The sequence below is a fragment of the Microvirga sp. RSM25 genome (genome assembly GCF_044784385.1).
Lineage (GTDB): Bacteria > Pseudomonadota > Alphaproteobacteria > Rhizobiales > Beijerinckiaceae > Microvirga > Microvirga tunisiensis.
This window is the reverse complement of record NZ_CP173039.1, coordinates 1,552,727-1,577,274: the sequence shown is the minus strand read 5'-3', so window position 1 is coordinate 1,577,274 and position 24,548 is coordinate 1,552,727. Positions and strand designations below refer to the sequence as shown.

The 24,548-nt window shown below is 62.4% G+C and carries 21 protein-coding genes, 1 tRNA gene and 1 pseudogene; 13 read left to right on the top strand and 10 right to left on the bottom strand.

The genetic code is table 11. The annotated features are described in order from the left end of the window. The first annotated feature begins 193 nt into the window (after window positions 1-193). The 4 genes from ACD578_RS07545 (at window position 194) to sseA (ending at window position 3,645) form a co-directional block, all read left to right on the top strand. A tRNA-Asn gene (locus ACD578_RS07545) sits at window positions 194-268 on the top strand. A 96-nt stretch (window positions 269-364) separates the two neighbouring features. Next, window positions 365-1,843: a cryptochrome/photolyase family protein gene (locus ACD578_RS07540; protein ID WP_404292067.1), complete on the top strand. Its 1,479-nt coding sequence runs from the start codon at window positions 365-367 to the stop codon at window positions 1,841-1,843. Between the two features lie 104 nt (window positions 1,844-1,947). Beyond that, window positions 1,948-2,670: an alanyl-tRNA editing protein gene (locus ACD578_RS07535; RefSeq protein ID WP_404292066.1), complete on the top strand. Its 723-nt coding sequence runs from the start codon at window positions 1,948-1,950 to the stop codon at window positions 2,668-2,670. 120 nt (window positions 2,671-2,790) lie between these two features. After that, window positions 2,791-3,645, top strand: coding sequence for a 3-mercaptopyruvate sulfurtransferase (gene sseA, locus ACD578_RS07530; protein WP_404292065.1), 855 nt, complete (start codon window positions 2,791-2,793; stop codon window positions 3,643-3,645). Between the two features lie 64 nt (window positions 3,646-3,709). Here the strand turns inward: sseA and ACD578_RS07525 are convergent, their stop codons facing one another. The 4 genes from ACD578_RS07525 to ACD578_RS07510 form a co-directional block, all read right to left on the bottom strand. Next, entirely contained in the window at window positions 3,710-4,426 is a 717-nt protein-coding gene (locus ACD578_RS07525; protein WP_152710371.1) for an amino acid ABC transporter ATP-binding protein, read from the bottom strand. A gap of 78 nt (window positions 4,427-4,504) precedes the next feature. Then, window positions 4,505-5,824 (bottom strand): ABC transporter permease subunit, encoded by a 1,320-nt coding sequence (locus tag ACD578_RS07520; RefSeq protein ID WP_404292064.1) that lies wholly within the window; start codon window positions 5,822-5,824, stop codon window positions 4,505-4,507. An 8-nt stretch (window positions 5,825-5,832) separates the two neighbouring features. After that, entirely contained in the window at window positions 5,833-7,044 is a 1,212-nt protein-coding gene (locus tag ACD578_RS07515) for an amino acid ABC transporter permease (RefSeq protein ID WP_404292063.1), read from the bottom strand. Between the two features lie 134 nt (window positions 7,045-7,178). Then, the gene (locus tag ACD578_RS07510; protein WP_404292062.1) at window positions 7,179-8,198 is read right to left on the bottom strand and encodes an amino acid ABC transporter substrate-binding protein; all 1,020 of its coding nucleotides are present in this window, start codon (window positions 8,196-8,198) and stop codon (window positions 7,179-7,181) included. A 332-nt stretch (window positions 8,199-8,530) separates the two neighbouring features. Here ACD578_RS07510 and metC point away from each other — a divergent pair. Beyond that, window positions 8,531-9,624 (top strand): annotated as a pseudogene (gene metC / locus ACD578_RS07505) (cystathionine beta-lyase). 22 nt (window positions 9,625-9,646) lie between these two features. On the opposite strand, the gene ACD578_RS07500 reads toward metC, so the two are convergent. From ACD578_RS07500 to ACD578_RS07490, 3 genes are all read right to left on the bottom strand, one after another. Further along, window positions 9,647-10,012 carry a lipid-A-disaccharide synthase N-terminal domain-containing protein gene (locus ACD578_RS07500; protein WP_404292061.1) on the bottom strand — a complete coding sequence of 122 codons (366 nt, stop codon included), beginning with the start codon at window positions 10,010-10,012 and terminating at the stop codon, window positions 9,647-9,649. Continuing rightward, window positions 10,012-10,746: a glycosyltransferase family 2 protein gene (locus ACD578_RS07495; protein WP_404292060.1), complete on the bottom strand. Its 735-nt coding sequence runs from the start codon at window positions 10,744-10,746 to the stop codon at window positions 10,012-10,014. The genes ACD578_RS07500 and ACD578_RS07495 overlap by 1 nt, the downstream gene beginning before the upstream one ends. A gap of 161 nt (window positions 10,747-10,907) precedes the next feature. After that, window positions 10,908-12,617 (bottom strand): ArnT family glycosyltransferase, encoded by a 1,710-nt coding sequence (locus tag ACD578_RS07490; RefSeq protein WP_404292059.1) that lies wholly within the window; start codon window positions 12,615-12,617, stop codon window positions 10,908-10,910. 231 nt (window positions 12,618-12,848) lie between these two features. Here ACD578_RS07490 and ACD578_RS07485 point away from each other — a divergent pair, with 231 nt between their 5' ends. Both ACD578_RS07485 and ACD578_RS07480 read left to right on the top strand, forming a co-directional pair. Continuing rightward, window positions 12,849-13,139, top strand: coding sequence for a hypothetical protein (locus tag ACD578_RS07485; protein WP_404292058.1), 291 nt, complete (start codon window positions 12,849-12,851; stop codon window positions 13,137-13,139). A gap of 16 nt (window positions 13,140-13,155) precedes the next feature. After that, window positions 13,156-14,325: an RtcB family protein gene (locus ACD578_RS07480; protein ID WP_404292057.1), complete on the top strand. Its 1,170-nt coding sequence runs from the start codon at window positions 13,156-13,158 to the stop codon at window positions 14,323-14,325. A 24-nt stretch (window positions 14,326-14,349) separates the two neighbouring features. Here the strand turns inward: ACD578_RS07480 and ACD578_RS07475 are convergent, their stop codons facing one another. From ACD578_RS07475 to ACD578_RS07465, 3 genes are all read right to left on the bottom strand, one after another. Then, window positions 14,350-14,781 (bottom strand): hypothetical protein, encoded by a 432-nt coding sequence (locus ACD578_RS07475; RefSeq protein ID WP_152710355.1) that lies wholly within the window; start codon window positions 14,779-14,781, stop codon window positions 14,350-14,352. Between the two features lie 116 nt (window positions 14,782-14,897). Beyond that, the gene (locus ACD578_RS07470) at window positions 14,898-15,665 is read right to left on the bottom strand and encodes a TSUP family transporter (protein ID WP_404292056.1); all 768 of its coding nucleotides are present in this window, start codon (window positions 15,663-15,665) and stop codon (window positions 14,898-14,900) included. Window positions 15,666-15,838: 173 nt separating this feature from the next. Further along, window positions 15,839-16,555: a sigma-70 family RNA polymerase sigma factor gene (locus ACD578_RS07465; protein WP_152710357.1), complete on the bottom strand. Its 717-nt coding sequence runs from the start codon at window positions 16,553-16,555 to the stop codon at window positions 15,839-15,841. 182 nt (window positions 16,556-16,737) lie between these two features. Between ACD578_RS07465 and xylB the strand changes: the two genes are divergently transcribed. The 6 genes from xylB to ACD578_RS07435 all read left to right on the top strand — a co-directional run bounded on the left by xylB (window position 16,738) and on the right by ACD578_RS07435 (window position 24,507). Then, window positions 16,738-18,207 carry a xylulokinase gene (gene xylB / locus ACD578_RS07460; RefSeq protein WP_404292055.1) on the top strand — a complete coding sequence of 490 codons (1,470 nt, stop codon included), beginning with the start codon at window positions 16,738-16,740 and terminating at the stop codon, window positions 18,205-18,207. A gap of 265 nt (window positions 18,208-18,472) precedes the next feature. Next, window positions 18,473-20,002 carry a sugar ABC transporter ATP-binding protein gene (locus ACD578_RS07455; RefSeq protein ID WP_404292054.1) on the top strand — a complete coding sequence of 510 codons (1,530 nt, stop codon included), beginning with the start codon at window positions 18,473-18,475 and terminating at the stop codon, window positions 20,000-20,002. Further along, window positions 19,999-21,030 carry an ABC transporter permease subunit gene (locus ACD578_RS07450; RefSeq protein WP_244627002.1) on the top strand — a complete coding sequence of 344 codons (1,032 nt, stop codon included), beginning with the start codon at window positions 19,999-20,001 and terminating at the stop codon, window positions 21,028-21,030. The genes ACD578_RS07455 and ACD578_RS07450 overlap by 4 nt, the downstream gene beginning before the upstream one ends. Window positions 21,031-21,148: 118 nt before the next feature. Beyond that, complete coding sequence (locus tag ACD578_RS07445) at window positions 21,149-22,084, top strand: ABC transporter substrate-binding protein (RefSeq protein ID WP_404292053.1); 936 nt, start codon at window positions 21,149-21,151, stop codon at window positions 22,082-22,084. A gap of 77 nt (window positions 22,085-22,161) precedes the next feature. After that, a complete protein-coding gene (locus ACD578_RS07440; RefSeq protein WP_404292052.1) occupies window positions 22,162-22,857 on the top strand; it encodes an L-ribulose-5-phosphate 4-epimerase in 696 nt (231 codons plus the stop codon). A 48-nt stretch (window positions 22,858-22,905) separates the two neighbouring features. Further along, window positions 22,906-24,507, top strand: a complete 1,602-nt coding sequence (locus ACD578_RS07435) for a ribulokinase (protein WP_404292051.1) — start codon at window positions 22,906-22,908, stop codon at window positions 24,505-24,507. The last annotated feature ends 41 nt before the right edge of the window (window positions 24,508-24,548 follow it).

Genomic DNA, 24,548 nt, shown 5'->3' with positions numbered 1-24,548 from the left:
AACGCGACGGCTGCTCCATAGCAACCATCCCCCCAAAGAGCAACAGGCCCTTTTCAGTCCCGTGCGCCAACAATGCACTTGCAACCGTTGAAACCCATGCTATATGCCTCCCACCTCGCGACGGACACGTCTCCAGAGACCTCCGTGGCGCTCAGGAAGCCTAATAAAGGCTTCTTTGAAAGGTGTGGCTTATTCCGGCGTGGCGCAGCGGTAGCGCAGCGGACTGTTAATCCGTTGGTCGTAGGTTCGAATCCTACCGCCGGAGCCAACCTTCCCAGTGCTCATCCTCAGCAAAGCCAATCGGCCCGGAACCCTTCGCGATGCGCTGTATCACGGGTTCGAAGCTTGGCTATGATCCGGCACCATGAGCACCGTTTCACAAACTCCCGTTCTGGTCTGGTTCCGCGACGATCATCGTCTCGCCGATAACCCTGCCCTCGCCGCTGCCGCCTCAACAGGATCGCAGGTTCTATGCTTTGCTGTTGTCGACGACGGCTCGGACGGACTGCGCCCGCTCGGTGGTGCGGCTCGCTGGTGGCTTCACGGTTCACTTCGCGCCCTTGGAGAGGCGTTGGAACGAGCCGGTTCCCGGCTCATCCTGTTCAGAGGCCCCGCCCTTTCGGCGGTCGAGAAGGTGGCGCTCGAGACAGGCGCGTCCGCGATCTTCTGGAACCGGCGCTACAGTGCGGTCGAGATCGCCCTCGACAGCGCGATCAAGAAGCGCCTGACCGATCGCGGCATCAAGGCCTACAGCTTCAACGGGCGGCTTCTCCACGAACCGTGGGAGATCCCCAACCAGGCCGGCAAACCGTTTCAGATCTTCACCCCCTATCTCCGGGCCGTGATGGCCCGCGCCATTGCGGCTCCGCTCCCGGCTCCGAAGAAGTTGATGGGTGGAACGTGGCCGTCATCGCTCCTCGATGCAGCCGTCCCCTCCGAAGAGCTCGGTCTCGAACCTTCGTCCCCCGATTGGGCCGGCGGGATACGCAAGCATTGGCAGCCTGGTGAGCAGGCTGCGCGAGCACGCTTCAAGCGATTCCTTCGCGAGGGCCTGAAAGGCTATGCGGAGAATCGCGACTGGCCGTCGATTCCGGGCACGTCGGGTCTTTCACCGCATCTCCGCTTTGGAGAGATCGCTCCCCGGCAGATCTGGCATGCCATGACAGCCCAGGTTGCCCATGAGCCCGGCCTGGGACGGGATGCCGAGAAATACCTGAGTGAGATCGTGTGGCGCGATTTCAGCTATCAGCTTCTCCACTTTCACCCTCACCTGACGGTCAGGTCGCACAGCAGCCGGTTCGACAATTTTCCATGGATCGAGGATGCGAAAACTCTGAAGGCCTGGCAGAAGGGCCGGACCGGATATCCCATCGTGGACGCCGGAATGCGCCAGCTCTGGCAGACCGGCTGGATGCACAACCGGGTGCGCATGATCGCAGCCTCGTTCCTGATAAAGCATCTCCTCACCGACTGGCGACGGGGCGAGGCCTGGTTCTGGGACACCCTGGTCGATGCGGACGCGGCCAACAATGCCTTCGGCTGGCAATGGGTCGCGGGATCGGGGCCGGATTCGTCGCCATTCCATCGGATCTTCAACCCGGTCACCCAAGGCGAGAAGTTCGATCGGCGAGGCGATTACATCCGCACTTTCGTGCCGGAGCTTTCAGGACTGCCCTCGACCTTCATCCACAAGCCTTGGGAAGCCCCTCCCAATATTCTCTTCGCAGCGGGAATCAGGCTGGACGAGACCTATCCTGGACCCATCGTTCCGCATGGTCCGGCGCGGGAGCGCGCCTTGGAAGCCTTTCGCGGCCTTCGCGGCATCGCTGATGCACTTTCCTGACGTTCGACCGACGGAGCGGCTTGACCCGCAAAGCTCCTTGCCGTCAGCATCGCTCCTCGTTTTCCTGATGCGGCCACTCAGGCCCGTCACAACTCGAGACGATCATGACCACGACCACGCTTCTTTTCCGCGACGATGCCTATGCCACCGCCTGTGAAGCGCGCGTTCTCGGGACCACTCCGGAGGGCGGTGTCATTCTGGATCGCACGGTGTTCTATGCCCAAGGAGGCGGGCAACCGGGAGACGTCGGCGCTATCGTGAGGGCGAATGGCGACAGGTTCGACATCACAAATACGGTCTACGGTGCCGATCGCTCACAGATCGTTCATCTCGTCGGGCCCGAGGCGGCATCGCGTTTCGAAGGAGGCGAAACCGCCGAACTTCAGCTCGATTGGCCCCGTCGCTTGAGACGCATGCGGGTCCACACTGCGCTCCATCTGCTCAGCGTGGTCCTGCCCTACCCGGTCACCGGCGGCGCCATCGGCGAGGGCGATGGGCGGCTCGATTTCGACATTCCCGACGCGGGCCTCGACAAGGCGGAGATCACGGAGAAGCTCAATGCACTGATCCAGCGCGATGCGCCGGTCACCGAGCGCTGGATCACGGATGAGGAACTCGATGCCAATCCGGGACTCGTGAAGACCATGTCCGTGAAGCCGCCGCGCGGATCGGGCCGCGTTCGTCTGGTGGAAATCGAAGGAATCGACCTTCAACCCTGCGGCGGCACCCATGTCCGCCGCACCGGCGAGATCGGCACGGTCGCGATCACCGATATCGAGAAGAAGGGCAAGCAGAATCGCCGCGTTCGCATGTCCCTGGTCGACTAGAGCATTTTTCGGCGAAGTGGATCCGGTTCGCCGGAAAATGCGGCAGAGCAAAGAGGAGAGATGATTCCACGCAAGCGGAAACAGCTCTAAGCCCGTTCAGCCATTCAGAAGGAACTGCCGATGTCCCAGCCTTTCGTTTCAACCTCCTGGCTGCAGGAGCATTTGAACGATCCCAATATCGTCGTGGTGGATGGCTCTTGGTATCTTCCAAACCAGAACCGGGACCCCCAAGCCGAATATCTTGCCGGTCATATTCCTGGCGCGGTGCGCTTCGACATCGACACGGTGAAGGACACATCGTCCTCCCTGCCCCACATGCTGCCTTCTCCTGACGATTTCGCGAAAGCTGTAGGTGCCATGGGAATCAGCGAAGACATGACCGTCATCGTCTACGATGGCGTTGGGCTGTTCTCGGCACCACGCGTCCGTTGGATGTTTCAGGTATTCGGATCTCGCAACGTTTCGATCCTCGACGGTGGTTTTCCTGCCTGGAAGGCCGAGGGGCGTCCGGTCGAGACGGGACCGGAAAAGCCGGCCGCACCGAAGACCTTTAATCCGTCTTTTGACGGTTCGGCCGTCGCAGATGTCGCCAAGGTTCAAGCCGCGCTCCACTCCAGCTCGGCTCAGGTGGTCGATGCGCGGGCCGCCGACCGCTTCAGAGGCGAAGCGCCTGAGCCCCGCCCAGGCCTCAAGGCCGGCCATATTCCTGGGAGCCTGAATCTTCCCTGGAGCGCGATTGTCGACAATGGTCGCTTGAAGGACAAAGGGCGTATCGAGCAGGCCGTGCGGGAGGCTGGCCTCGATCCGGAACGCCCCATCATCGCCAGTTGTGGCTCTGGTGTTTCGGCAGCGATCCTCTCGGTTGCTTTCGAGACTTTGGGCCGTCCAGCCAAAGCGATCTATGACGGATCCTGGTCCGAATGGGGCGCACGGGAGGATCTGCCGGTGGAGACGGGACCGGCGAAGAAGGCTTGAACACTGTTGGACAAAGAAAAAGGCCCCGGGGTGTCCGGGGCCTTTTGCGTTTCGGGGATCCGTCTCAGTGCAGGATCTGGGACAGGAAGAGCCGGGTGCGCTCGTGCTGCGGGTTCTTGAAGAACTCGTCCGGGGTGTTCATCTCCACGATCTGCCCGTAATCCATGAAGATCACCCGATCGGCGACCTGGCGGGCAAAGCCCATCTCATGGGTGACGCACAGCATGGTCATGCCCTCGTCGGCCAGCCCCACCATGGTGTCGAGCACCTCCTTGACCATCTCGGGATCGAGCGCCGAGGTCGGCTCGTCGAACAGCATGATCTTGGGGCTCATGCACAGCGAGCGGGCGATCGCCACGCGCTGCTGCTGGCCGCCGGAGAGCTGGCCCGGATACTTGTTCGCCTGCTCGGGGATCTTGACCCGCTTCAGGTAGTGCATGGCGATCTCTTCCGCCTCCTTCTTGGGCATCTTCTTGACCCAGATCGGAGCCAGCGTGCAGTTCTCGAGAATCGTCAGGTGCGGGAACAGGTTGAAGTGCTGGAACACCATGCCGACCTCGCGGCGCACCTCGTCGATGCGCTTGAGATCGTTGAGAAGCTCGGTGCCATCGACGATGATGCGGCCCTTCTGGTGCTCTTCCAGGCGGTTGATGCAGCGGATCATCGTGGACTTGCCCGAGCCCGAGGGACCGCAGATGACGATGCGCTCGCCGCGGCGCACGTTGAGGTTGATGTCCCGCAGCACGTGGAACTCGCCGTACCACTTGTGCACGTCGATCATCTGAACGGCGGCCTCCGCCTTGGGATCGACGTCGACGGAGCGAATGGTTTGAGATGACAGTGTCGTAGCCATGGATGTTTACCGTTTCTGACCAGCCGCAAGGCGCCGCTCGACCCCGAGCGAGTACCGCGACATGCCGAAGCAAAAGATGAAGTAGAACAGGGCCGCGAAGGCATAGCCCGTGATACCGATGGTCGGGGCAGCCCAGCTCGGGTCGATACGGGATGCCTCAATGGTCTTCACCAGATCGAAAATGCCGACGATGGCAACGAGCGATGTATCCTTGAACAAGCCGATGAAGGTGTTGACGATGCCGGGGATCACGATCCGCAGGGCCTGTGGCAGAACGATGAGGGTCATCATCTGCGGATAGTTGAGGCCCAGCGACATCGCGCCTTCATACTGCCCCTTCGGCATGGCCTGGAGACCTCCGCGCACCACCTCGGCCATGTAGGCTGCGGCGAAGAGCGCGGTGCCGATGAGAGGCCGGAGCAGGCGGTCGACCGTCATTTCGGCCGGGAGGAAGAGCGGCAGCATGGTGTTGGCCATGATCAGCACCGTGATCAGAGGCACGCCGCGCACGAACTCGATGAAGATCACCGAGGCCATCCGTACGATGGGGAGCTTCGAGCGCCGCCCCAACGCCAGCACGATGCCGAAAGGCAGCGAGACCACGATGCCCACCGTCGCGACGAGCAGCGTCACCAGGATGCCGCCCCACAGGGATGTGGGCACATGGGGCAGGCCGAAATCGATATCGACGAGGGCCAAGGTAATGCCGATCACCGCCACGATGCCGCCGCCCATGATGAGCGCCGGACGCATGGCTGCCTTGAGCAGAGCCGCGAAAAAGGCGAACAGCGCGATTACCAGCGCCCCGAAGACCGCAAAGCCGATCCAGAAGCGGACACCGAAATCGGCATCGCCGCCGGTCAGGAGGACGTAGGAGACGATCGGAAAGATCCAGAAGAAATAGACCGCCCCCAGGTCCCGGCGCGGAGCCCTCAACCAAAGCATCCAGACGACGCCAATGGCCAGAAGAGCGAAGAAGACGTCCACCCGCCAGCGTTCGGAGATCGTATAGGAGCCGTAGATGAAGTAGTTGATCTTGTCCCATATGAAGGCCCAGCAGGCTCCCGACTCGCTGCCGCCCGCATCGGCACGGCAGGCGGCCCGGTCGGAGCCCGTCCAGACCGCGTCGATGATAAGGTATCTCACCAGCGGTGGAACGGTGACGTAGAGGAGGTAAAACACCACCAGCGTCAGGATCGTGTTGAAGGGACCGGAAAAAAGGTTTTCCCGAACCCAGGCGATGGGACCGCGGGCCAGATTGGGCGGAGGCAGCGCCTCCACCTGGTTGGCGCGGACGAAACGGGGCATGTCGACGGTGGTGCTCATGCGATTTCCTACCGTTCGACGATCGCTACACGGCGATTGTAGACGTTCATGATGAAAGATGTCACGAGGCTGATCGTCAGATAGACGCCCATGGTGATGACGACGACTTCGATGGCCTGACCCGTCTGGTTGAGCACGGTGCCCATGAACACCTGCACGAGATCCGGATAGCCGATGGCCACCGCCAGCGAGGAGTTCTTCGTCAGGTTCAGGTACTGGCTCGTCAGCGGTGGAATAATGACCCGCATGGCCTGCGGAATCACCACCAGACGCAGGGTCTGTCCCGGAGTGAGACCGAGAGAGCCCGCCGCTTCCGACTGTCCCTTCGATACGGCCAGAATGCCGGCACGGACGACCTCGGCGATGAAGGCTGCGGTGTAGGTGACGAGGCCAAGGAGCAGCGCCACGAACTCCGGCAGGATCTGCAAGCCGCCAGTCAGGTTGAATGTGCCCTTGCGCGGCAGCTCGAAGGTAATGGGATTGGCGCCGACTAGGGCAAGGACGATCCAGGTCAGAATTGGCAGGCCGAGGATCAGAGCCAACGTGACCTTGCCGACGGGAGATTGCCGCCCGGTCTGCTCCTGCTGCTTCTTGGCCCAGCGCCGATACACGAACGTACCGACGAGACCGATCACGAGAACCGTAACGAGGATCGATATGTTGGGACCGTAAATGGGCTTCGCCATGAAGAGGCCACGGGAATTCAGGTAGAATCCGGCACCCATCTCAAGGGAGTTGCGCGGCTGCGGCAGAGTGCCAAGAACGGCGATGTACCAGAACAGCAGCTGCACCAGCAGCGGGATGTTGCGCAGCACCTCGACATAGACCATCGCAACTTTCGCCACCATCCAGTTCTTCGACAGCCGGGCAATACCGATCGTGAAACCAAGGATAGTCGTGAAGAAGATGCCGATAATTGATACGACCAGGGTGTTCAGAAGGCCGACTATGAAGGCGTCGCCATAGGTTGAGCCCGCCGCGCTGAACTGGATCAGGGACTGGCTGATGTCGAAGCCGGCAGTATTATTGAGAAAGCCGAAACCCGACGCGATCTTGGCGCGCTGCAGGTTCTCGATGGCATTCGTCGCTGCCATATAGAAAAGGTAGACGACCGCGGCGACGAGAACGACCTGGTAGAAAATTCCACGGACCTTCGGATCGTACAGAAACGATTTTCGGGGGGGCGATGTCTGACTGACAACGGTCTGCACTGAGTTCATCCTCTGACGGCTTTTTTATTTTATACCGGGCCGTCCTCCCCTGTTCATGCCTGGGTCGAGCCCCATGAACGGGCGGCATTTTTATCGTTTTTGAAGGGCGCCCGGAATGCCGGGCGCCCTGGTCTTAAAGCGGCTTAGCGAACCGGGATGCCATATTGCAGGCCGCCCTTGGTCCATTGGGCGTTCTGGCCGCGCTTGATCTTCAGGCGCGAGCCCTCGCCCACGTTCTTCTCGAAGACCTCGCCGTAGTTGCCCACGTGCTTGATGATGCGGACAGCCCAGTCGTTGGTCAGGCCGATGGCCTCACCGAACTTGCCCTCCGTGCCGAGCAGACGCTTGATCTCCGGGTTCTCGGACGTCTTCATCTGGTCGGCATTTGCCTTGGTCACGCCGAGTTCTTCAGCGTTCAGCATGGCATTGTGCGTCCAGCGGACGATATCGCCCCACTGGTTGTCGCCATGGCGGACTGCCGGTCCAAGCGGCTCCTTGGAGATGATCTCGGGCAGAACGATATGATCGTCCGGAGCCGAGGCGCGCAGACGCTCGGCGTAGAGACCGGAGGCGTCGGTTGTGAAGGCGTCGCAGCGGCCGGCGTCATAGGCCTTGAACGTCTCGTCCGAGGTCGCGAAAGCCACCACTTCGTACTTCAGGTTGTTGGCACGGAAGTAGTCGGCGAGGTTCAGCTCGGTCGTGGTGCCCTGCTGGGTGCAGATCGAAGCGCCGTTCAGCTCCTTGGCGGAGGCGACACCGAGCTTCTTGCGGACCATGAAACCCTGACCGTCGAAGTAGTTGATCGCCGGGAAGTCGAGGCCGAGCTGCGTGTCGCGCGACATCGTCATGGTGGAGTTGCGGGACAGCACGTCCACTTCGCCCGATTGGAGCGCCGTGAAGCGGTCCTTGGCAGCGAGCGGAATGAAACGAACCTTGGTCGGGTCGTCGAAGATCGCGGCAGCGATGGCGCGGCAGAAATCCACGTCGAGGCCCGTCCAGTTGCCCTGAGCGTCCGGCTGACCGAAACCGGCAAGGCCCGTATTCGAGCCGCAGGTCAGGAAGCCCTTCTGCTTCACGCTGTTGAGTGTCGCCTGGGCCGATGCGCCCGTTGCGAACAGGCTGGCTGTCAGGCCGAAGGCAATCGATACGAGAGCCTTTTTCATGTTGGTATCTTCTCCCAATAGTTCGACATGGCTCGACCGCTTATGGTTATCACCCCCCAGCCGAGCCTCGATAGACCGTTCCGCGCCGTCTCGGTTGAGGCGGCATCGAGATCCATCACATTCCATGATTAATCACTGGTCAAGTCTTGATGAAAGGCATTTCTTGCCTGACTTGACGGCAGGGGCTGCCCGGTTTCAGATCGAAATCTCCTCAGCAACCCCTTGAAGCAATGTCAAAACTCCCTCCAAAGCCCCAAAACATATCCGAACGAACCCGTCTCGTTCATGCCGGCCGAGAGCCGTTCGAGCAGCACGGTTTCGTCAATACGCCGATCTATCGCGGCTCCACCGTCCTGTATCCGACGACCGATGATCTCCTTCACCGGCGCGGGCGATATTCCTATGGAACGAAAGGGACTCCGACCACTAATTCCCTTGAATCGGCTTGGACGGAGCTGACGGGAGCGGCCGGCACGGTGCTTGCCCCCTCGGGCCTCGCGGCCGTCACGGTTGCCCTTATGTCATGCCTGAAAGCGGGCGACCATCTTCTGATGACGGATTCGGTCTACCTGCCGACTCGGCAGTTCTGTAACGGCGTCCTCAAAAATTTTGGTGTGGAAACCACCTACTACGACCCCGAGATCGGTGCCGGGATCGGAGCCCTGATCCGTCCGAACACGACCGCCGTGTTCACGGAGGCTCCGGGCTCCCAGTCGCTTGAGATGCAGGACATCCCGGCCATTGCCGGGGTGGCGCACCGGCATGGGGCTGTCGTCCTCATGGACAATACTTGGGCGACCCCCTGCTCTTCCCGCCCCACGAGCGTGGCGTGGACCTCGCGATCGAGGCCGGCACCAAGTATCTCAGCGGAGGATCGGACCTGCTGCTCGGCATGGTCTCGGCCAATGAGCGCTGCTTCAAGCGGCTTCGCGAGACGTACGATTCCTTCGCCATGTGCCCGGGCCCGGAGGATGTCTTCCTGGGCTTACGGGGCTTGCGTACCATGGCGCTGCGCCTGAGGGAGCATGGAACCCAGGCCTTGGAGATGTCCCGTTGGCTCGACGGCCGTCCCGAGGTGGCCCGGGTGCTGCATCCGGCCATGGAGACCTATCCGGGCCACGAAATCTGGAAGCGCGACTTCAAGGGCTCCTCGGGCCTGTTCTCGATCATCCTCAAGCCCTGCTCCGACCGGGCGCTCGCCGCCATGCTCGATGGGCTTTCCCTCTTTGGCATGGGCTATTCCTGGGGCGGGTTCGAGAGCCTCGTGATCCCCTTCAACTGCGCGACTTATCGCACGGCCACCAAGTGGGAGCCCGGCGGCCATGCCCTGCGCTTCCACATCGGGTTGGAGGATCTGGACGACCTGAAGCGGGATCTCGATGCCGGGTTCGCCCGGCTCCGGGAGACGGATGCCCAGGCGGCCTGAGGAATTCAGTCTTCGGTAGCGGTCAACCTGCCGAAGCTTCCACCTCGGAGCCGGTGACGATCTGGCCACCGGTTTTCTTCTTCTCCTTCGCGATCAGCATCAGATTGCGGATATAGATGAAGATCGAGAAGGCTTGACCCAGGATGATGACGATATCGCTGCGGGCGAAGCCATAGACCAGGGTCATCAGCCCGCCGGAGATCGACAGCATCCAGAACCCGACAGGAATCACGCTCTTTTCCGCCTTCTCGCTCGCGATCCACTGCACAATGAAGCGTGCCCCGAAGACGAACTGGGCCAGCACGCCGAAGGCAGCCCACAGATCGAATCTCGCGACGACCAGGTCGTAGAAGTAAAGTCCTATGTCGTGGGAAAGACGCATCAACATCAAACGATTTCCTGAGCAACGGGAACGCGGCGGCGACGCCGGATCAACCACCAGACTCCGGCTAAATCAAGGATGCCGACCCACAGACGGTCGAACATACCATAATTGGAGCGGCCCGCATGGCGGGACCGGTCGATGACATCCACATGGGCAATTTGGAAGCCCTCACGCTTGACCAAGGCCGGCATGAACCGGTGCAGGGCGTCGAAATAGGGCAGTCGCAGATAGACGTCGCGACGGAAGGCCTTGAGCCCGCAACCCGTGTCCCGCGTCCCGTCCTTCAGGATTTTCCCGCGCACGCCATTGGCGATGCGGGACTGCCATTCCTTATAGGCGCCGTCCTTGCGCCCCACCCGTTGCCCGGCGACAAGAGCCGTCTGAGGATCGTCGAGGGCCGCAACGAGCTGAGGAATGAACGCGGGATCGTTCTGCCCATCCCCGTCCAGGGTGACGACGACGGGCCCGCGGGCGGCATGGACGCCGCTGCGAACGGCCGCGCTCTGGCCGCAGCTCGCCTCATGCCGGACGAGGCGCAGCCATGGGCGGGTTGCACGGGCGCTCAGAACCTGTTCCACGGTCGCATCCATCGAGCCGTCGTCCACATAGATGACCTCGAAGGGCGAGAGCGGCGCGCAGGCGAGCTCGATCTCCTCCACGAGGGGGAGAACGTTGAGCGCCTCGTTCTTGACAGGCACCACGACACTGATGCGGGGGCCCGGGGAAAGGTCAGTCATCCGTTACGGGCCACTGCTGGCCGCCTCTTCAAAACGCAATCGGAGCTCTAGCGCATCGTGCGGCAAAGTGGATCCGGTTTTCCGCGCCAAACGATGCGCAAGTCAAGATGATGAACATCGGATTGATCCCAAAAGTGGAAACCACCTTTAGGTCCGATGGTCTAGAAGCCCGTCGCATAGGCGGCGAGATCGACCCGTCGCCCACTGTTGATATTGAACCCTTGGATCCGGGTCGAGAGGGTGGGCTGCTGCTTCAGACGCTCGTTCTCTGCCCGGAATTCACCCTCGTAGCGCTTTTCCACGAAGACGACACGACATCCGCCCTGCCGCAGGAAGGCGGAGGCCTGGGCTCCCGTTTCGACCATCTCGAGGTTCGTACCCGTGAGGAAGACGAGGCTGGGCTCGCGATAGCCGAGGGTCGCGACCTGCGGATTGTCGCACGCCACGTTGCGGGCGGCCTCGGCCAGTCGGTCCGACAGCTTGAGTGAGCGCAGGTCGAGCTGGGCAAACCCGAAAACGCCGATAGCCAGGAAGGCGGCCGAGATGAAGCCTGCCCATAGCGTCGGCACCATTCGGTTCTTCACGAAGAGCCACCAGGCCCAGAGAGCGAGAAGCGAGGAGATGACAAGGAATGGGAGCGCCCGGAAGGGCGGCATCCCGTCGAACGACCATCCGACCGCCGACAGGCCAATGGTCAGCCCCACCGGGATGAACGGGATCAACACCGTCGCCAGCTTGGCCGCGGGCCGGTGCGGCCCGACGAAATGGCGCGAAATGGCCATGACCGTGATGATCGCCACCGCTGGCAAAAGCGGCAGCGTATAGTGCGGGAGCTTGGTCGGTACCGCTTCGAAGATGATCCAGGAGGGCACGATCCAGGCAAGGGCGAAGGCCACCGGCTCCTCGCGGCGGTGGATCCAGGCGAATGGCACCGCGATGGCTGCCAGAATGGCACCGGGCCAGAAAGTGGCAAAGAACGAGACTAGGTAGAAGCCGGGCGGGGCCCAATGATATCTCTGCGCCGTGCCGACCTTGCCCAGCATGTCGTGACCGACGGCCTCGGAATAGAAGGCACCACCGGTCTTGAGTGCGATTGCAATGAACCACGGCAGCACGACCGCGAGTGTGAAGACGGCACCAAGCCACGGCCGCAGGGTGAGGAGCCAGCGGACGGAGCGCTCCTTGTAGGCGAGAACGGCTGCCGTCAGGACCGCGAACATGATCACCAGGGGGCCCTTGATCAGAATCCCCAGGGCGAATCCGGTCCAGAAGATCAGCAGGGCCCGCCGGGGCAGAACCCCGGCTCCGCGGCTTAAGTAAGCCCGGGCAAGTCCCCCCATGACCGCGACGGAGCAGGCGGTAAGCATGGCGTCCGTCTTGGCGAGACGGGCCTCGACCATGAGAATCACGCAGGTCGCCATGAGGGCTGCTGTCAGGAAGGCCCCTCGCCTCCCGAAGAAGGCCAGGGCCGCCCAGTAAGTCAGCAGAACCGTCGCAATGGCACCGAACAGGGACGGGATTCGATAAAGCGCGATGGTGGTCCGCGCCTCGGGCACGCCCAGCGCCTGGCCGATGGCGACGCTGGCGCTCTGCATCCAGTAGATTCCGACCGGCTTCTTGTGCCGCGCCTCATCCTGGAAGCGGATGTCGACGAAATCGCCGGCCTCCAGCATCTGCTTGGACGCCTGGGCATATCGGGGCTCGTCCCGGTCCATGGGCTGGAGCGAGGTGAAGCCCGGCAGGAAGCAGACGAGCGACAGCAGCACGAGAACGGCGCAGAGGCGGGCGTGGCTCCGCTCGACGACGCTCGTCAGCTGGGCCACGGAGAAGTAGCGCAATGACATCCGCTGCTGGGGGACAGAACCGTCCATCAATCACTCCGGAGGCGGGTAATCCTTCGTGCCGACGGGATTTTCCGTGGGCACAGGTCCATCAAACCGCGTGATGTCCTCTAAACCCGATGGGAAGTCAAATTGACGGAAGGTAGCGGCTAAAGCACCGGACCCGAATGTGGAGGCCACTATTCCGCACAAAGCCCAAGGAACCGGGCGCCCGCGCCGGCTTTGCCCTCGCAAGTGGGGTTCGATGCTGGAGGTCTTGCCATGAACAGGTCTGTCCGATGGTGCGGCATTGCCTTCCTCGTCCTGGCGGCCTGCCCGGCCGCCGCTCTCGAGCAGCCCGTGGTCTGGCGCGACCAGGATACGGGCTGCGCCTATCTCCTCACCCCTCAGGGCGGCATATCACCCCGGCACCGACGGGATGGCACGCTGGACTGCCCGGAGGTGGCCGCGAGCACCGGCGTCGTCGAGAACATGGGCAGGGATATTGCACGCGGTCTCGATGCCTTGCAGCGCGAGGTCGAACGCCTGCGCGAGCGATACAATCGTCCCTGATCTAAGGAGCACATTCGTGCCGACGAATACCCGAATCTACGGCGAGCACGACGAGAAAACCATCAGGCAGCTGGACCGCTGCATGCAAGTCGGGAGCGCCGCGAAGGGCGTGCTCTGCGCGGACGGACATCTCGGCTATGCCCACCCCATCGGCGGGGTGATTGCCTACGAAGAGCACATTTCCATCAGCGGCGTCGGGTTCGACATCGCCTGTGGGAACATGGCCGTTCGGCTCGATACCCGCTACGAGGATATCGCCGGCCAGTCTGGGCGCATCCTCTCCGATATCGGGCGTCACATCAGCTTCGGGATCGGGCAGAAGAACGCCGTGGCAGTCGATCACGAGCTGTTCGACTCGCCGCTCTGGGACGAAGCCGGTGTCAGGGACCTCAAGAAGCTGGCTTCAGGACAGCTCGGGACGGTCGGCTCCGGCAACCACTATGTGGACCTGTTCGAGGACGAGGAAGGATTCGTCTGGATCGGGGTCCATTTCGGCTCTCGCGGCCTCGGCCACAAGATCACCACCCGGCACCTTGCTTTGGTCGGAGCGAAGGACGGCATGGAGGTCGACCCTGCCCTCGTCCATCAGGACAGCGAGGTTGGACGAAGCTACATTGCCGGAGTGAAGCTTGGCGGGCTCTATGCCTATGCCGGACGCGAATGGGTGGTCGAGCGCGTGCGCCAGATCATCGGCGGTCGGGTGACAGATACGGTCCACAACCACCACAACTTCGTGTGGCGGGAGAAACACGGCGACAAGGAGTACTGGGTCGTCCGGAAGGGTGCGACGCCTGCATTTCCTGGACAGCGCGGTTTCGTCGGCGGCTCCATGGCGGACAATGCAGTGATTCTGCATGGGGTCGAGAATTCGGAAAGCGCCGACAGTCTCTATTCGACCGTGCACGGCGCGGGCCGCCTCTTCGGTCGCATGGAGGCGAAGGGCAAGAAGAACAAGGCTGGCGAATGGACCCGCCCTCCCCGGTTCACCCGCGACGAAATGGACTCGTGGTTGCGCGAGAAAGGCGTTCTCCTGCGTGGCGGGGATGTGGACGAAAGCCCCATGGTCTACCGGCGCCTGGAGGACGTGCTCGCCTATCACAAGGGCACGATCAGGATCGAGCACACGCTGAGACCCTTTGCCGTGGCGATGGCAGGCCCTGGCGAGTTCGATCCCTACAAGGATTGATCCCCAACCAGGGCCGCGTGAGCGTTATCGAAACCAGCCGAAATAAAGAGCCCAGAGACCGGGAGACCGGATGCCACGCACCCGGCGGGCGGCCTCATCCGCACGCATCGCTTCACCGCCATGGCATGAGCACAGAACGATGTGAGCATCGTGCTCGGAAATCTCGAAGAAATCGACGGCATCCCCGAACCTGTCGCTGAGCAGCCCGGCCGTCCGGAGCACCGGATCGGAATAAGCTATCGTCAGGGCGGACCCGTCCGCACGCAAGGCGCGGCGCTGCGCCTTGGGCTTCCACTCGATTTCGTCCAGGGTCTTGAGGATGCGGTCAGGCTCCCGCTCCAGGAGCTCGACCCAACGGTCCAGACGTTCCCGCTTCGACAGGACCGGCGCTGCGACTTCCTTTGGGCTCTTCAGGTCGGCGACGCTACTGAGTTCGGACAGAGGCCTGTGTTCCATGCTCCCCTCCTTGGCAGAAGAGCGGTTACGAGCACCCACCAGCTACAAGCTCAACCTTGAAACCGGTGCAAAAGTTCGAAGCCGGAGGTGTTGCGGACGCTGATATTTTAGGCAGGTCAGGCTGCCGCCAGAAGGCGAATGACGGCCGGAGCGCCAAGAGACACCCCGGATAGGAACAGCAGGATGAACACGACCCGACGCATGGTGGCGGGCGAAAGCGGCGGCGGCCATCGGCGTGCGGCATGGGTCGCGCCCATGACGACGGGAATGGCCAGAAGGCTGCTCAAAGTCGACCAAGAAGGCAGATCGCCTGAAAAGGTCACAAGACCGGTTCGGAAGACGGCATTCAGCGCGAAGACAGTCACCAGGGTTTCGCGCACCGTTACCAGCGGCATCGGCTGCCGGTAGAGGTGATAGACCAGCGGCGGCCCAGCAGTCGAGAACAGTCCGCCCATGAGGCCGGCAATGCTGCCGAAGAACAGAAACGAACCATCGCCGGATTTCCTGGCGAGCGGCTCCGGCTTCCGCGCGAGCTGAAGGCTCGAGACGATGATCACGAGACCGAGAATAAAGCGCAGAAGGTCGGCACGCGTGCCAGCAAGCCATTCCAGAAGCCAATAGCCGACAAAGAGCATGGGGACGCTGGTCAGCATCACGAGGCGGAATTCCCGCCACGCCACGTCCCGCCACCCCTTCAGGAGCATCTGAGTGGCATTCACGAAAGTGAGCACGCTCACGATCAAGGCCGCATCGGGAAGCGAGAGCAGACCTGTGAGACCGACACCGCCCATGGTGATCAGACCGAAGGCAAAGCCCGTCAGGGTCTGCGTATAGGCGGCGACCCCTGTAAGAGCGAGAAACCCGATCAGTGCGACAAGCGACATGCCTCAAAGCGTCCTTCAGGCAGTCAGTTGCCCTGCGAAGTCCAGACGGCGGTTACGGCGCTGAACGTGGGCAATTGCGGCCGGAGAGCAGAAGCAAGGCTCCAGAACGAGAGAATGCTACGCGTCTGCCCATGGTGGTGGAGCCGACGCATAGCACGCGGTGAATGGATTTGTCAGGCAGTTGCCGAGTGGTCGTGCTCGACCCGGCTCGTGCCCATCAGTTCGGCGAGGCGGTTACGAGCGCGGTTGACGCGGCTCTTGATCGTCCCGACCTTCACGCCCAGTGCCTCTGCAGCGTCCTCGTAGGACATGCCTTCGGCACCGATGAGGATGATCGCCTCGCGCTGCTCCTGGGGCAGCTTTTCGAGTGCGGTCGAGAGATCCTGGAGCGCGAGTTTGTCCTCCTGGTCAGGGATGGCGATCATGCTGGCAGCATGGGTCCCATCTCCGTCCTCGACCTCGCGGCTGGTCTTGCGGTGGGTGGAGTAAAAGCCATTGCGCAGAATGGTGAAGAGCCAGGCCTGCAGGTTCGTGCCGGATTCGAAGGTGTCCTGCTTGGTGAGCGCCTTGAGCACGGTGTCCTGCACTAGGTCCTCGGCCTGATCGACCTTGCCGGTCAGGGAAAGCGCAAAGGCGCGCAGGTTCGGTAGCGCATCCATGACGCCGTTGATGAACTCTTGGTCGACCGGCTCCGTATGGGCACGGATGACCTGGGCCACGCGATCGGCAAGCCGTGCGAGATCGCGTGGAAGCTTGTCCTCCGCGGGGTCGCCATAGAGGGCACGCAGTTGCTTTCCCAGATGAAGCCGCACGGCAGCGCTCAGCGCTGCTGCCGAGGAAGGCGCATCGGGACGGGTGAACTCGGACTGGTTTTCGGAATTCTGTGGCATGCCGAACTATTTGGTGCATGCCGCCGCCATTTAAATATCCGAGCGACATTTCGACCATGAGTTTTTTTCATGGCCACGCCTCTGGATTTAATCATCTGTATGCCTAAGCGGCGGGGCTGGGCTATATGCTCGTCTGAACATGAGGCCAAACCAAGGCCATCAACATTCAAGGAGCATGCGGCGTGCCTCATTATCTCGGTATCGATGTCGGCACTTCAGCGGTGAAAGCCATTCTCGTCGACGAGCAGCAAACTGCGGTTGCAGAAGCGGACGTTCCGCTGCAGGTCTCCCGCCCGCACGACCTGTGGTCCGAGCAGGATCCGGAGATCTGGTGGGAGGCGGTGCAATCCGCGCTCGATCAGCTGCGCACGCAATCCCCCTCGGCGCTCCCCGATATCCGCGGCATCGGCCTCTCGGGGCAAATGCATGGTGCCGTGCTGCTCGACGAGAACGACCTTCCCCTTCGTCCCGCGATTCTCTGGAATGACGGCCGCTCTTTCCGGGAGGCGCAGGAGCTTGGAGCCAAGTACCCTGAACTTTCCCATGCCACGGGTGTCATCCCGATGCCCGGCTTCACCGCCCCGAAGCTCGTTTGGCTCGCACGGCATGAACCGGAAATCTTTCGCGCCGTGCGCAAGGTGATGCTTCCGAAGGATTACATCCGCTTCAAGCTGACCGGCGAGATCGTAACGGAGATGTCCGATGCGGCTGGTACCTGGTGGCTGGATGAAGCCAAGCGCGATTGGTCTGACGAGGCGCTGGCTGCGACAGGCCTGACACGTGATCACATGCCGAGCCTTGTCGAAGGCTCGCAACCCTCCGGCACCCTGCGGGCCGATATGGCTCAACGATGGGGCCTGCGGAGCGACGTCGTCGTGGCGGGCGGCGCGGGAGATGCGGCGGCGGGCGCCATCGGTCTCGGCGCCATCGAGGACGGGTCGGCTTTCATCTCCCTCGGCACCTCCGGCCAGCTTTTCGTCACCACGCAGGATTTCAGCCCGGCTCCGGAGGCGGTGGTGCATTCCTTCTGCCATGCGGTTCCGGGCCGGTGGTTCCAGATGGCGGCCATGCTGAACGGGGCAAGCTGTCTGGCCTGGGGTGCCCACCTCCTGAAACGGGACATCGACGAACTCCTGCGCGAAACCGAAGACGCCTATCGAAAGCCGTCCTCCGTTCTCTTCCTGCCCTATCTCGCGGGAGAGCGGACGCCGCACAACGATCCTTATGCACGCGGTGTTTTCTTCGGGCTCTCGCCCCGGACGCAGCAGACGGATCTGGTGCAGGCCATCCTCGAAGGTGTGGCTTTCAGTTTCGCCGACGCGAAGCAGTGTCTCGAGCAGGCGGGCACTCCCCTCACCTATGCCGGCATGATCGGAGGCGGCTCGCGAAGCGTGTTCTGGGCCAGGATCTTCGCCAGCGTCCTGAATGTTCCGATGCTGCGCTATCAAGGCAGCGATAAGGGACCGGCCTTCGGCGCGGCCCGGCTGGCGCGCCTCGCTGCAACCGGCGAAGCCCCGGAAGCCGTATGCACCGCACCCAGCATTATCGAGACCATTGAACCCGAGCCGCATCTCGTGGAGCTATACGGCCCGCGGATCGAGGCCTTCCGCAGTCTGTATCGCGCCTTGAAGCCGGAATTCATGCGTTCCTGAACAGAGCTGGATGAGGCGCCATTCTCATAATTGAAATAATGTATCTACTAGTGTCCGGCATTTTGGCGCGTACGATAGCCCATGCGGATGAAAAGTTGTGGGCTGTCGTCCACGAACAAAAAGGAGGGATTGAAACGCAATTTAATTGAAGCATTTAGGGCAGTCACAATCCCTTCTGATCCGGTCCGACTTTTGGCATGATAGAGTCTTCAGAATTCAAGGCTGAAAACTGCCGTTCCAATAAAGCGCCTTTAGGGAAACGCCCATGACAGGATCAGCCCCGATCCTCGAAATGAAGGACATCTCCAAGACGTTTCCGGGCGTGAAGGCGCTCACGAACGTCTCTCTCACCGTCTACCCCGGCGAAATCCATGCATTGATGGGCGAAAATGGTGCCGGCAAGTCGACGCTGATGAAGATCCTGTCCGGAGCCTACCAAGCCGACCCGGGTGGAGAGATCCGTATCAGCGGCCAGCCTGTCACCATTGACGGACCGTTGACAGCGCGCCATCACGGCATTTCGATCATCTATCAGGAGCTCTCCCTCGCCCCCAATCTGACGGTGGCGGAGAACATGCTTCTCGGGCGTGAGCACAAGTCGGGCCCGATGGTCGATCGGCGCTCCATGGAGAAGGCCTGCCAGACGGTTCTCGAACGGCTCGGGGTTCACTTCAAGGCCACGACCAAGGTCAGCGAATTGTCGATGGCCGAGCGGCAGCTCGTGGAGATCGCCCGAGCCCTCATTGCGAATTCCCGCATCCTGGTCATGGACGAGCCCACGACCTCTCTCTCCTCCCGCGAGACTGAGGCGATGTTCGCGCTCGTCCGGCAGCTGCGGGCCGAAGGACTTGCCATCATCTATATCAGTCACCGCATGGCGGAGATCTACGAGCTGGCCGAGCGGGTTTCGGTACTCCGGGACGGCTCCTATGTCGGCACCCTCGTCGGCGACGAAATCTCGGCGGAACGCTTGGTGCAGATGATGGTCGGCCGCGACCTGTCGTCCTTCTACAAGAAGGAGCACGACGCGCATCAGAGCCGCGGGCCGGTGATGTTTGCCGTTCGCAACATGGGCGATGGCATTCGCGTGCACGATTGCTCCTTCGAGCTGCATGAGGGCGAGGTTCTTGGCATTGCCGGTCTCATCGGAGCAGGGCGTACCGAACTCGCGCGCCTCGTCTACGGAGCCGATCCGCGCACCAGCGGCGAGGTTTTCCTTGGGGGCAAACGCCTCTCGATCCATAGGCCCGAGGACGCCATCAGTTCCGGCGTCGTCTATCTGACCGAGGATCGCAAACATCTCGGCCTCTTCCTCGATCTGACCGTCCGCGAGAACGTGAACATCAGCGTTCTGAATCGGGACGCCCGCCCAGGCGGCGTCCTCAACCTGAAAGCCGCCAAGCAGAGAGCGGCTGCAGCGATCCGGGCGCTCGGCATTCGCGTGGCGGGCGACGTGGTACCCGTCGGCAGCCTGTCCGGTGGCAACCAGCAGAAGGTTCTGCTCTCGCGCCTGCTCGAAACCAAGCCGAAGGTGCTGATTCTCGACGAGCCGACCCGCGGCGTCGACATAGGGGCCAAGTCGGAGATCTACCGCTTGATCGATAGCCTCGCCCGCAACGGCGTCGGCGTGATCGTGATCTCAAGCGAGCTGCCGGAAGTCGTCGGCATCTGCGACCGCGTGCTCGTGATGCGGGAGGGTCGGCTTGCCGGCGAGGTAGGCGGAGCCGGTCACCCGCCCATGACACAGGAAAACATCATCACCATTGCGACAGGCGTAAGGGAAGCGGCCGAATGACACCCCCGAATGAGACCAGCGCATCCGTGCAAGTAACCGGAGCCAAGGGCGCCGATGCGGCGTCTCAAAGCCTGCAGCGCCGCCTTGCCTGGCGGTCAACCCTGCAGGCCATCGGCATGCTGCCGGTGCTCATCATCCTCGGCGTCGTGTTCGAGCTCATGTCGGGCCGGTTCCTGAGCTTCCAGAACCTCTCGATCGTGATGCAGCAGGCCTCGATCAACACCGTGCTTGCGGCCGGCATGACCTTCGTCATCCTCACGGGCGGCATCGACCTGTCGGTCGGCTCGATCCTGGCCGCCGCCGCCATGGTGGCGATCCTGGGATCCTTGATCCCTGAATGGGGCATGCTGGGCATTCCGGCCGCCCTGCTTGCGGGCCTGGGCCTCGGCCTCGTGAACGGCGCGCTCATCGCCTTCGCGAAGCTGCCGCCCTTCATCGTCACCCTAGGATCGTTGACCGCCGTGCGCGGTCTCGCGCGCCTGCTCGGTGGCGACACGACCCAGTTCAATCCGCAGCTTCCCTTCGCCTTCATCGGCAACGGCACCCTGTTCGGTCTGCCCTGGCTCGTGTGGATTGCCTTCGCGGTGGTGATCATCTCCTGGTTCATCCTGCGGCGAACCGTGTTGGGCGTTCATATCTACGCGGTCGGCGGCAATCCGGATGCGGCGCGGCTCACCGGCATCAAGGTCTGGGCCGTCCTGCTGTTCGTGTATGCCTTCTCGGGCCTCGCGGCAGGCCTCGGCGGCGTCATGTCAGCGGCGCGCCTCTTCGCCGCGAACGGCCTGCAGCTCGGTCAGTCCTACGAACTCGACGCCATCGCGGCCGTCATTCTAGGCGGCACCAGCTTCGTCGGCGGCATCGGGTCGATCTGGGGCACGCTGATCGGCGCTCTAATCATCGCCATTCTGACGAACGGCCTCATTCTGGTGGGTGTATCCGACATCTGGCAGTTCATCATCAAAGGGCTCGTGATCATCGGGGCCGTGGCGCTCGACCGCTACCGCCTCAAGGGATCGGCACGCACCTGACACGAAATACCGGCGCTCGGTTCGGGCGCTCGTATCTGCGATTGCCCGGTGGCAAGCACAAGCTCTGGGAATCGTGAGGCAATAAGACACCTGCAATGAAGATCCTGGAGGAACCTCTATGACACTGTCTCGTCTCTCTCTCGGCCTAGCCCTCGCTGCGGTTCTGGCAGCCCCGGCTTACGCCAAGGACGTCAAAAACGTCGGCATCTCGGTCGGCCTGCTCGGCAATCCGTTCTTCGTCGCCACCATCAAGGGTATCGAGGCCAAGGCGAAGGAGGTAACTCCCGGCGCCAGGATCACATCCGTGTCGGCGGATTACGATCTGAACAAGCAGTTCACACAGATGGACAACTTCACGGCGGCCGGCACCGACATCGTGATGATCAATGCGGTCGACCCGAAGGCCATCGAGCCGTCCGTCAAGCGCGCTCAGGCAGGCGGCATGGTCGTGGCCGCTTTCGACGTGGCTGCCGCGGGAGCGGACGTGACGGTGATGACGGACAACGTCAAAGCCGGCGAGCTCGCCTGCCAGTACATCGCCGACCACCTCAAGGGTAAGGGCGACGTCCTCATCGTGAACGGTCCGCAGGTCTCATCGATTACGGACCGTGTGAAGGGCTGCAAGAACGTCTTCTCCAAGTTCCCGGACATCAAGGTTCTTTCAGACAACCAGGACGCCAAGGGCTCCCGTGAAGGCGGCTTCGCCGTCGGCCAGAGCCTGCTGACCCGCTTCCCGAAGATCGATGCCGTCTTCGCGATCAATGATCCGACCGCCATCGGCATCAACCTGGCCGCCAAGCAGCTCAATCGCAACGAGTTCATCATCACGGCGGTCGACGGCGCTCCGGACATCGAGACCGAGCTGAAGTCCGGCAACTCCCTGATCAAGGCCTCGGCCTCCCAGGACCCGTACGTCATGGCCGCTCAGTCCTATGAGCTCGCGGTCGGTATCGTGAACGGCAAGAAGCCCGAGAAGAACGTCATTCTGCTCGAGCCGAAGCTAATCACGGCCGACAACATCAAGGACTACAAGGGCTGGCAGGCCGTCCGCTGATTTGATTTGACATCCGGCGGCCATGGCGCGAGCTGTGGCCGCCGTTTTCCATTCATGAGCCATTAGGAGGCGCCTCGATGTTGAAGCAGCTGCGCGAGCAGGTTCTGGAAGCTAATCTGGAAGTGGTGCGCCGCGGGCTTGTGCTTTACACCTTCGGCAATGTCAGCGGTATCAGCCGCGAGGACAATCTCGTCGTCATCAAGCCGAGCGGCGTGCCTTATGAACGCATGAAGGCAGACGACCTCGTGATCACGGATCTCGACGGCAAGATCGTCTGGGGCGAGCTGCGCCCCTCCTCCGATCTCGACACCCATATCCACCTGTACAAGTCCTTCCCGGACATAGGTGGTGTCGTGCACACGCACTCGGAACACGCCACCGCCTGGGCCCAGGCCTGCCGTTCGATCCCAGCCTTGGGCACGACCCATGCCGATTATTTCTACGGCCCGGTTCCGATCACCCGCGAGCTGACCGCCGACGAGATCAAGAACGATTACGTCCGTGCGACGGGCGTTGCCATCACGGACGCCTTCGGCAACCGCGATCCCTTGGAGGTGCCGGCTGCCCTGGTCGCCGGTCATGGACCCTTTGCCTGGGGCAAGACGCCGGACGACGCCGTTCACAATGCTGTCGTGCTCGAAGCGGTGGCCCGCATGGCGATGTACACGTTCTCGCTGCAGCCGAACGCGCGGGGCGTATCTCAGGCGCTTCTCGACCGGCATTATTTTCGCAAGCACGGTGCGACGGCGACCTATGGCCAGGCCGAGAAGTAGCGCCCCTTCCCTTTTTCGACCGCATACGCCCCTTATTGGGAGACACAGATGGCTGTTGTAGCAGGTGTCGATTTTGGCACCCTGAGCGTACGGGTCACCCTCGTCGATGATCGCAAGGGCCCGCTCGGCCTTGCCACGGCGGAGTACCCGCTTCACCGCAAGCGCGAAAATCCCGACCATGCCACCCAGGCACATGCCGACCACATGGATGCCCTGGCACGCGCCATGCGCGGTGCCCTGGATTCGGCGGGTGTGAAGGGTGAGGACGTCGCGGCGCTCGCCATCGACACGACCGGGTCCAGCGTGGTCATGGTCGGCGAGGGCCTTGAGCCGCTCGACGAGTATTACCTCTGGTGCGATCACAGGGCGAAATCCGAAGCCGAGGAGATCACTCGGCTCGCACACCAGGAAGGTCTCGAAGCGATCCAATGGTGCGGCGGCGTCTACTCGCACGAATGGGGCTTCTCCAAGCTGCTGCACTGGCTGCGCCACAATCCTGACAAGCGCGACAGGCTCGTGACGGCTCTCGAGCATTGCGACATGGTGGCGGCGACCCTCACGGGCGTCACCGATCCAAGCCGCTTGAAGCGCAGCATCTGCGCCATGGGGCACAAGTGGATGTGGAACCCGCGCTGGGGCGGCCTGCCCCCGCAGGAATTCCTGTCCAAGGTCGATCCGCTCTTCGACGGCGTCCGCGAGAAGCTCGCGGGCGAGTACGTCACCTCCGATGTCGTCGCAGGCCACCTCACCCCCTACTGGGCGGAGCGGCTCGGCCTGAAGGCCGGCATCCCGATCCCGGTCGGCGCATTCGACGCCCATTGGGATGCCATCGGCGCAGGCTGCCGGGTCGGCGATGTGGTGAACGTGGTTGGGACCTCCACCTGCATCATCGCTATGGCTGAGGACACCAGCCTGATCCAGGGCGTGTGCGGTGTCGTGCCCGGCAGCGTCGATCCCAGGCTCGTGGGCATCGAAGCGGGCTTGTCGGCTACCGGCGACATCTTCGAGGCGATTGCGCGGCGCGCCAACACCAACGTCAAGGAACTCTCCAAGGGCCTGGAGCGGTACCGCGCCGGCCAGACCGGCCTCCTGCGCCTGACCTGGGACAACGGCGACCGCACGGTTCTCGTGAAAGCGGATCTCGGCGGCATCACGCTCGGCTGGAATCTGCTGCACACGGCACAGGACGAGTTGTTCGCCGCTATCGAAGGCACCGCCTTCCACACGCGCATCATTCTCGAGCGCATGGCCGAGGGTGGCGTGCCGGTGGAACGGGTCATCAACGCGGGCGGCATCCCGCAGCACAATGCGGTTCTGAACCAAGTTTACGCCAATGTGCTCGGTCGGCCCGTGCTGGTGCCCAGCGGCATCCCGACGGGCCTCGGCTCCAGCATCTTCGCGAGTCTCGCCGCCGGATCCCATCCGGATCTCGACAGCGCTCAAGGAGCGATCTGCCTGCCCTTCCGCACTTTCGAGCCGGATCCGAAGGCACACGCTGTTTATGAGCAGCTCTTCGCCCATTACAGGACGCTCTATTTCGGTTTCGGCGGTGTCTCTGGACCCGTCTCCCTGGATCATATATTGCGCGACCTTAAACGGATCGCGGCTCTTCCCTCGGGGCCGGTTCCGCCCGATGCTATGCCCGAGTGATTTCGAGCGGGCCGAGCCGGACGAGCGTCCACGAGTGTCAT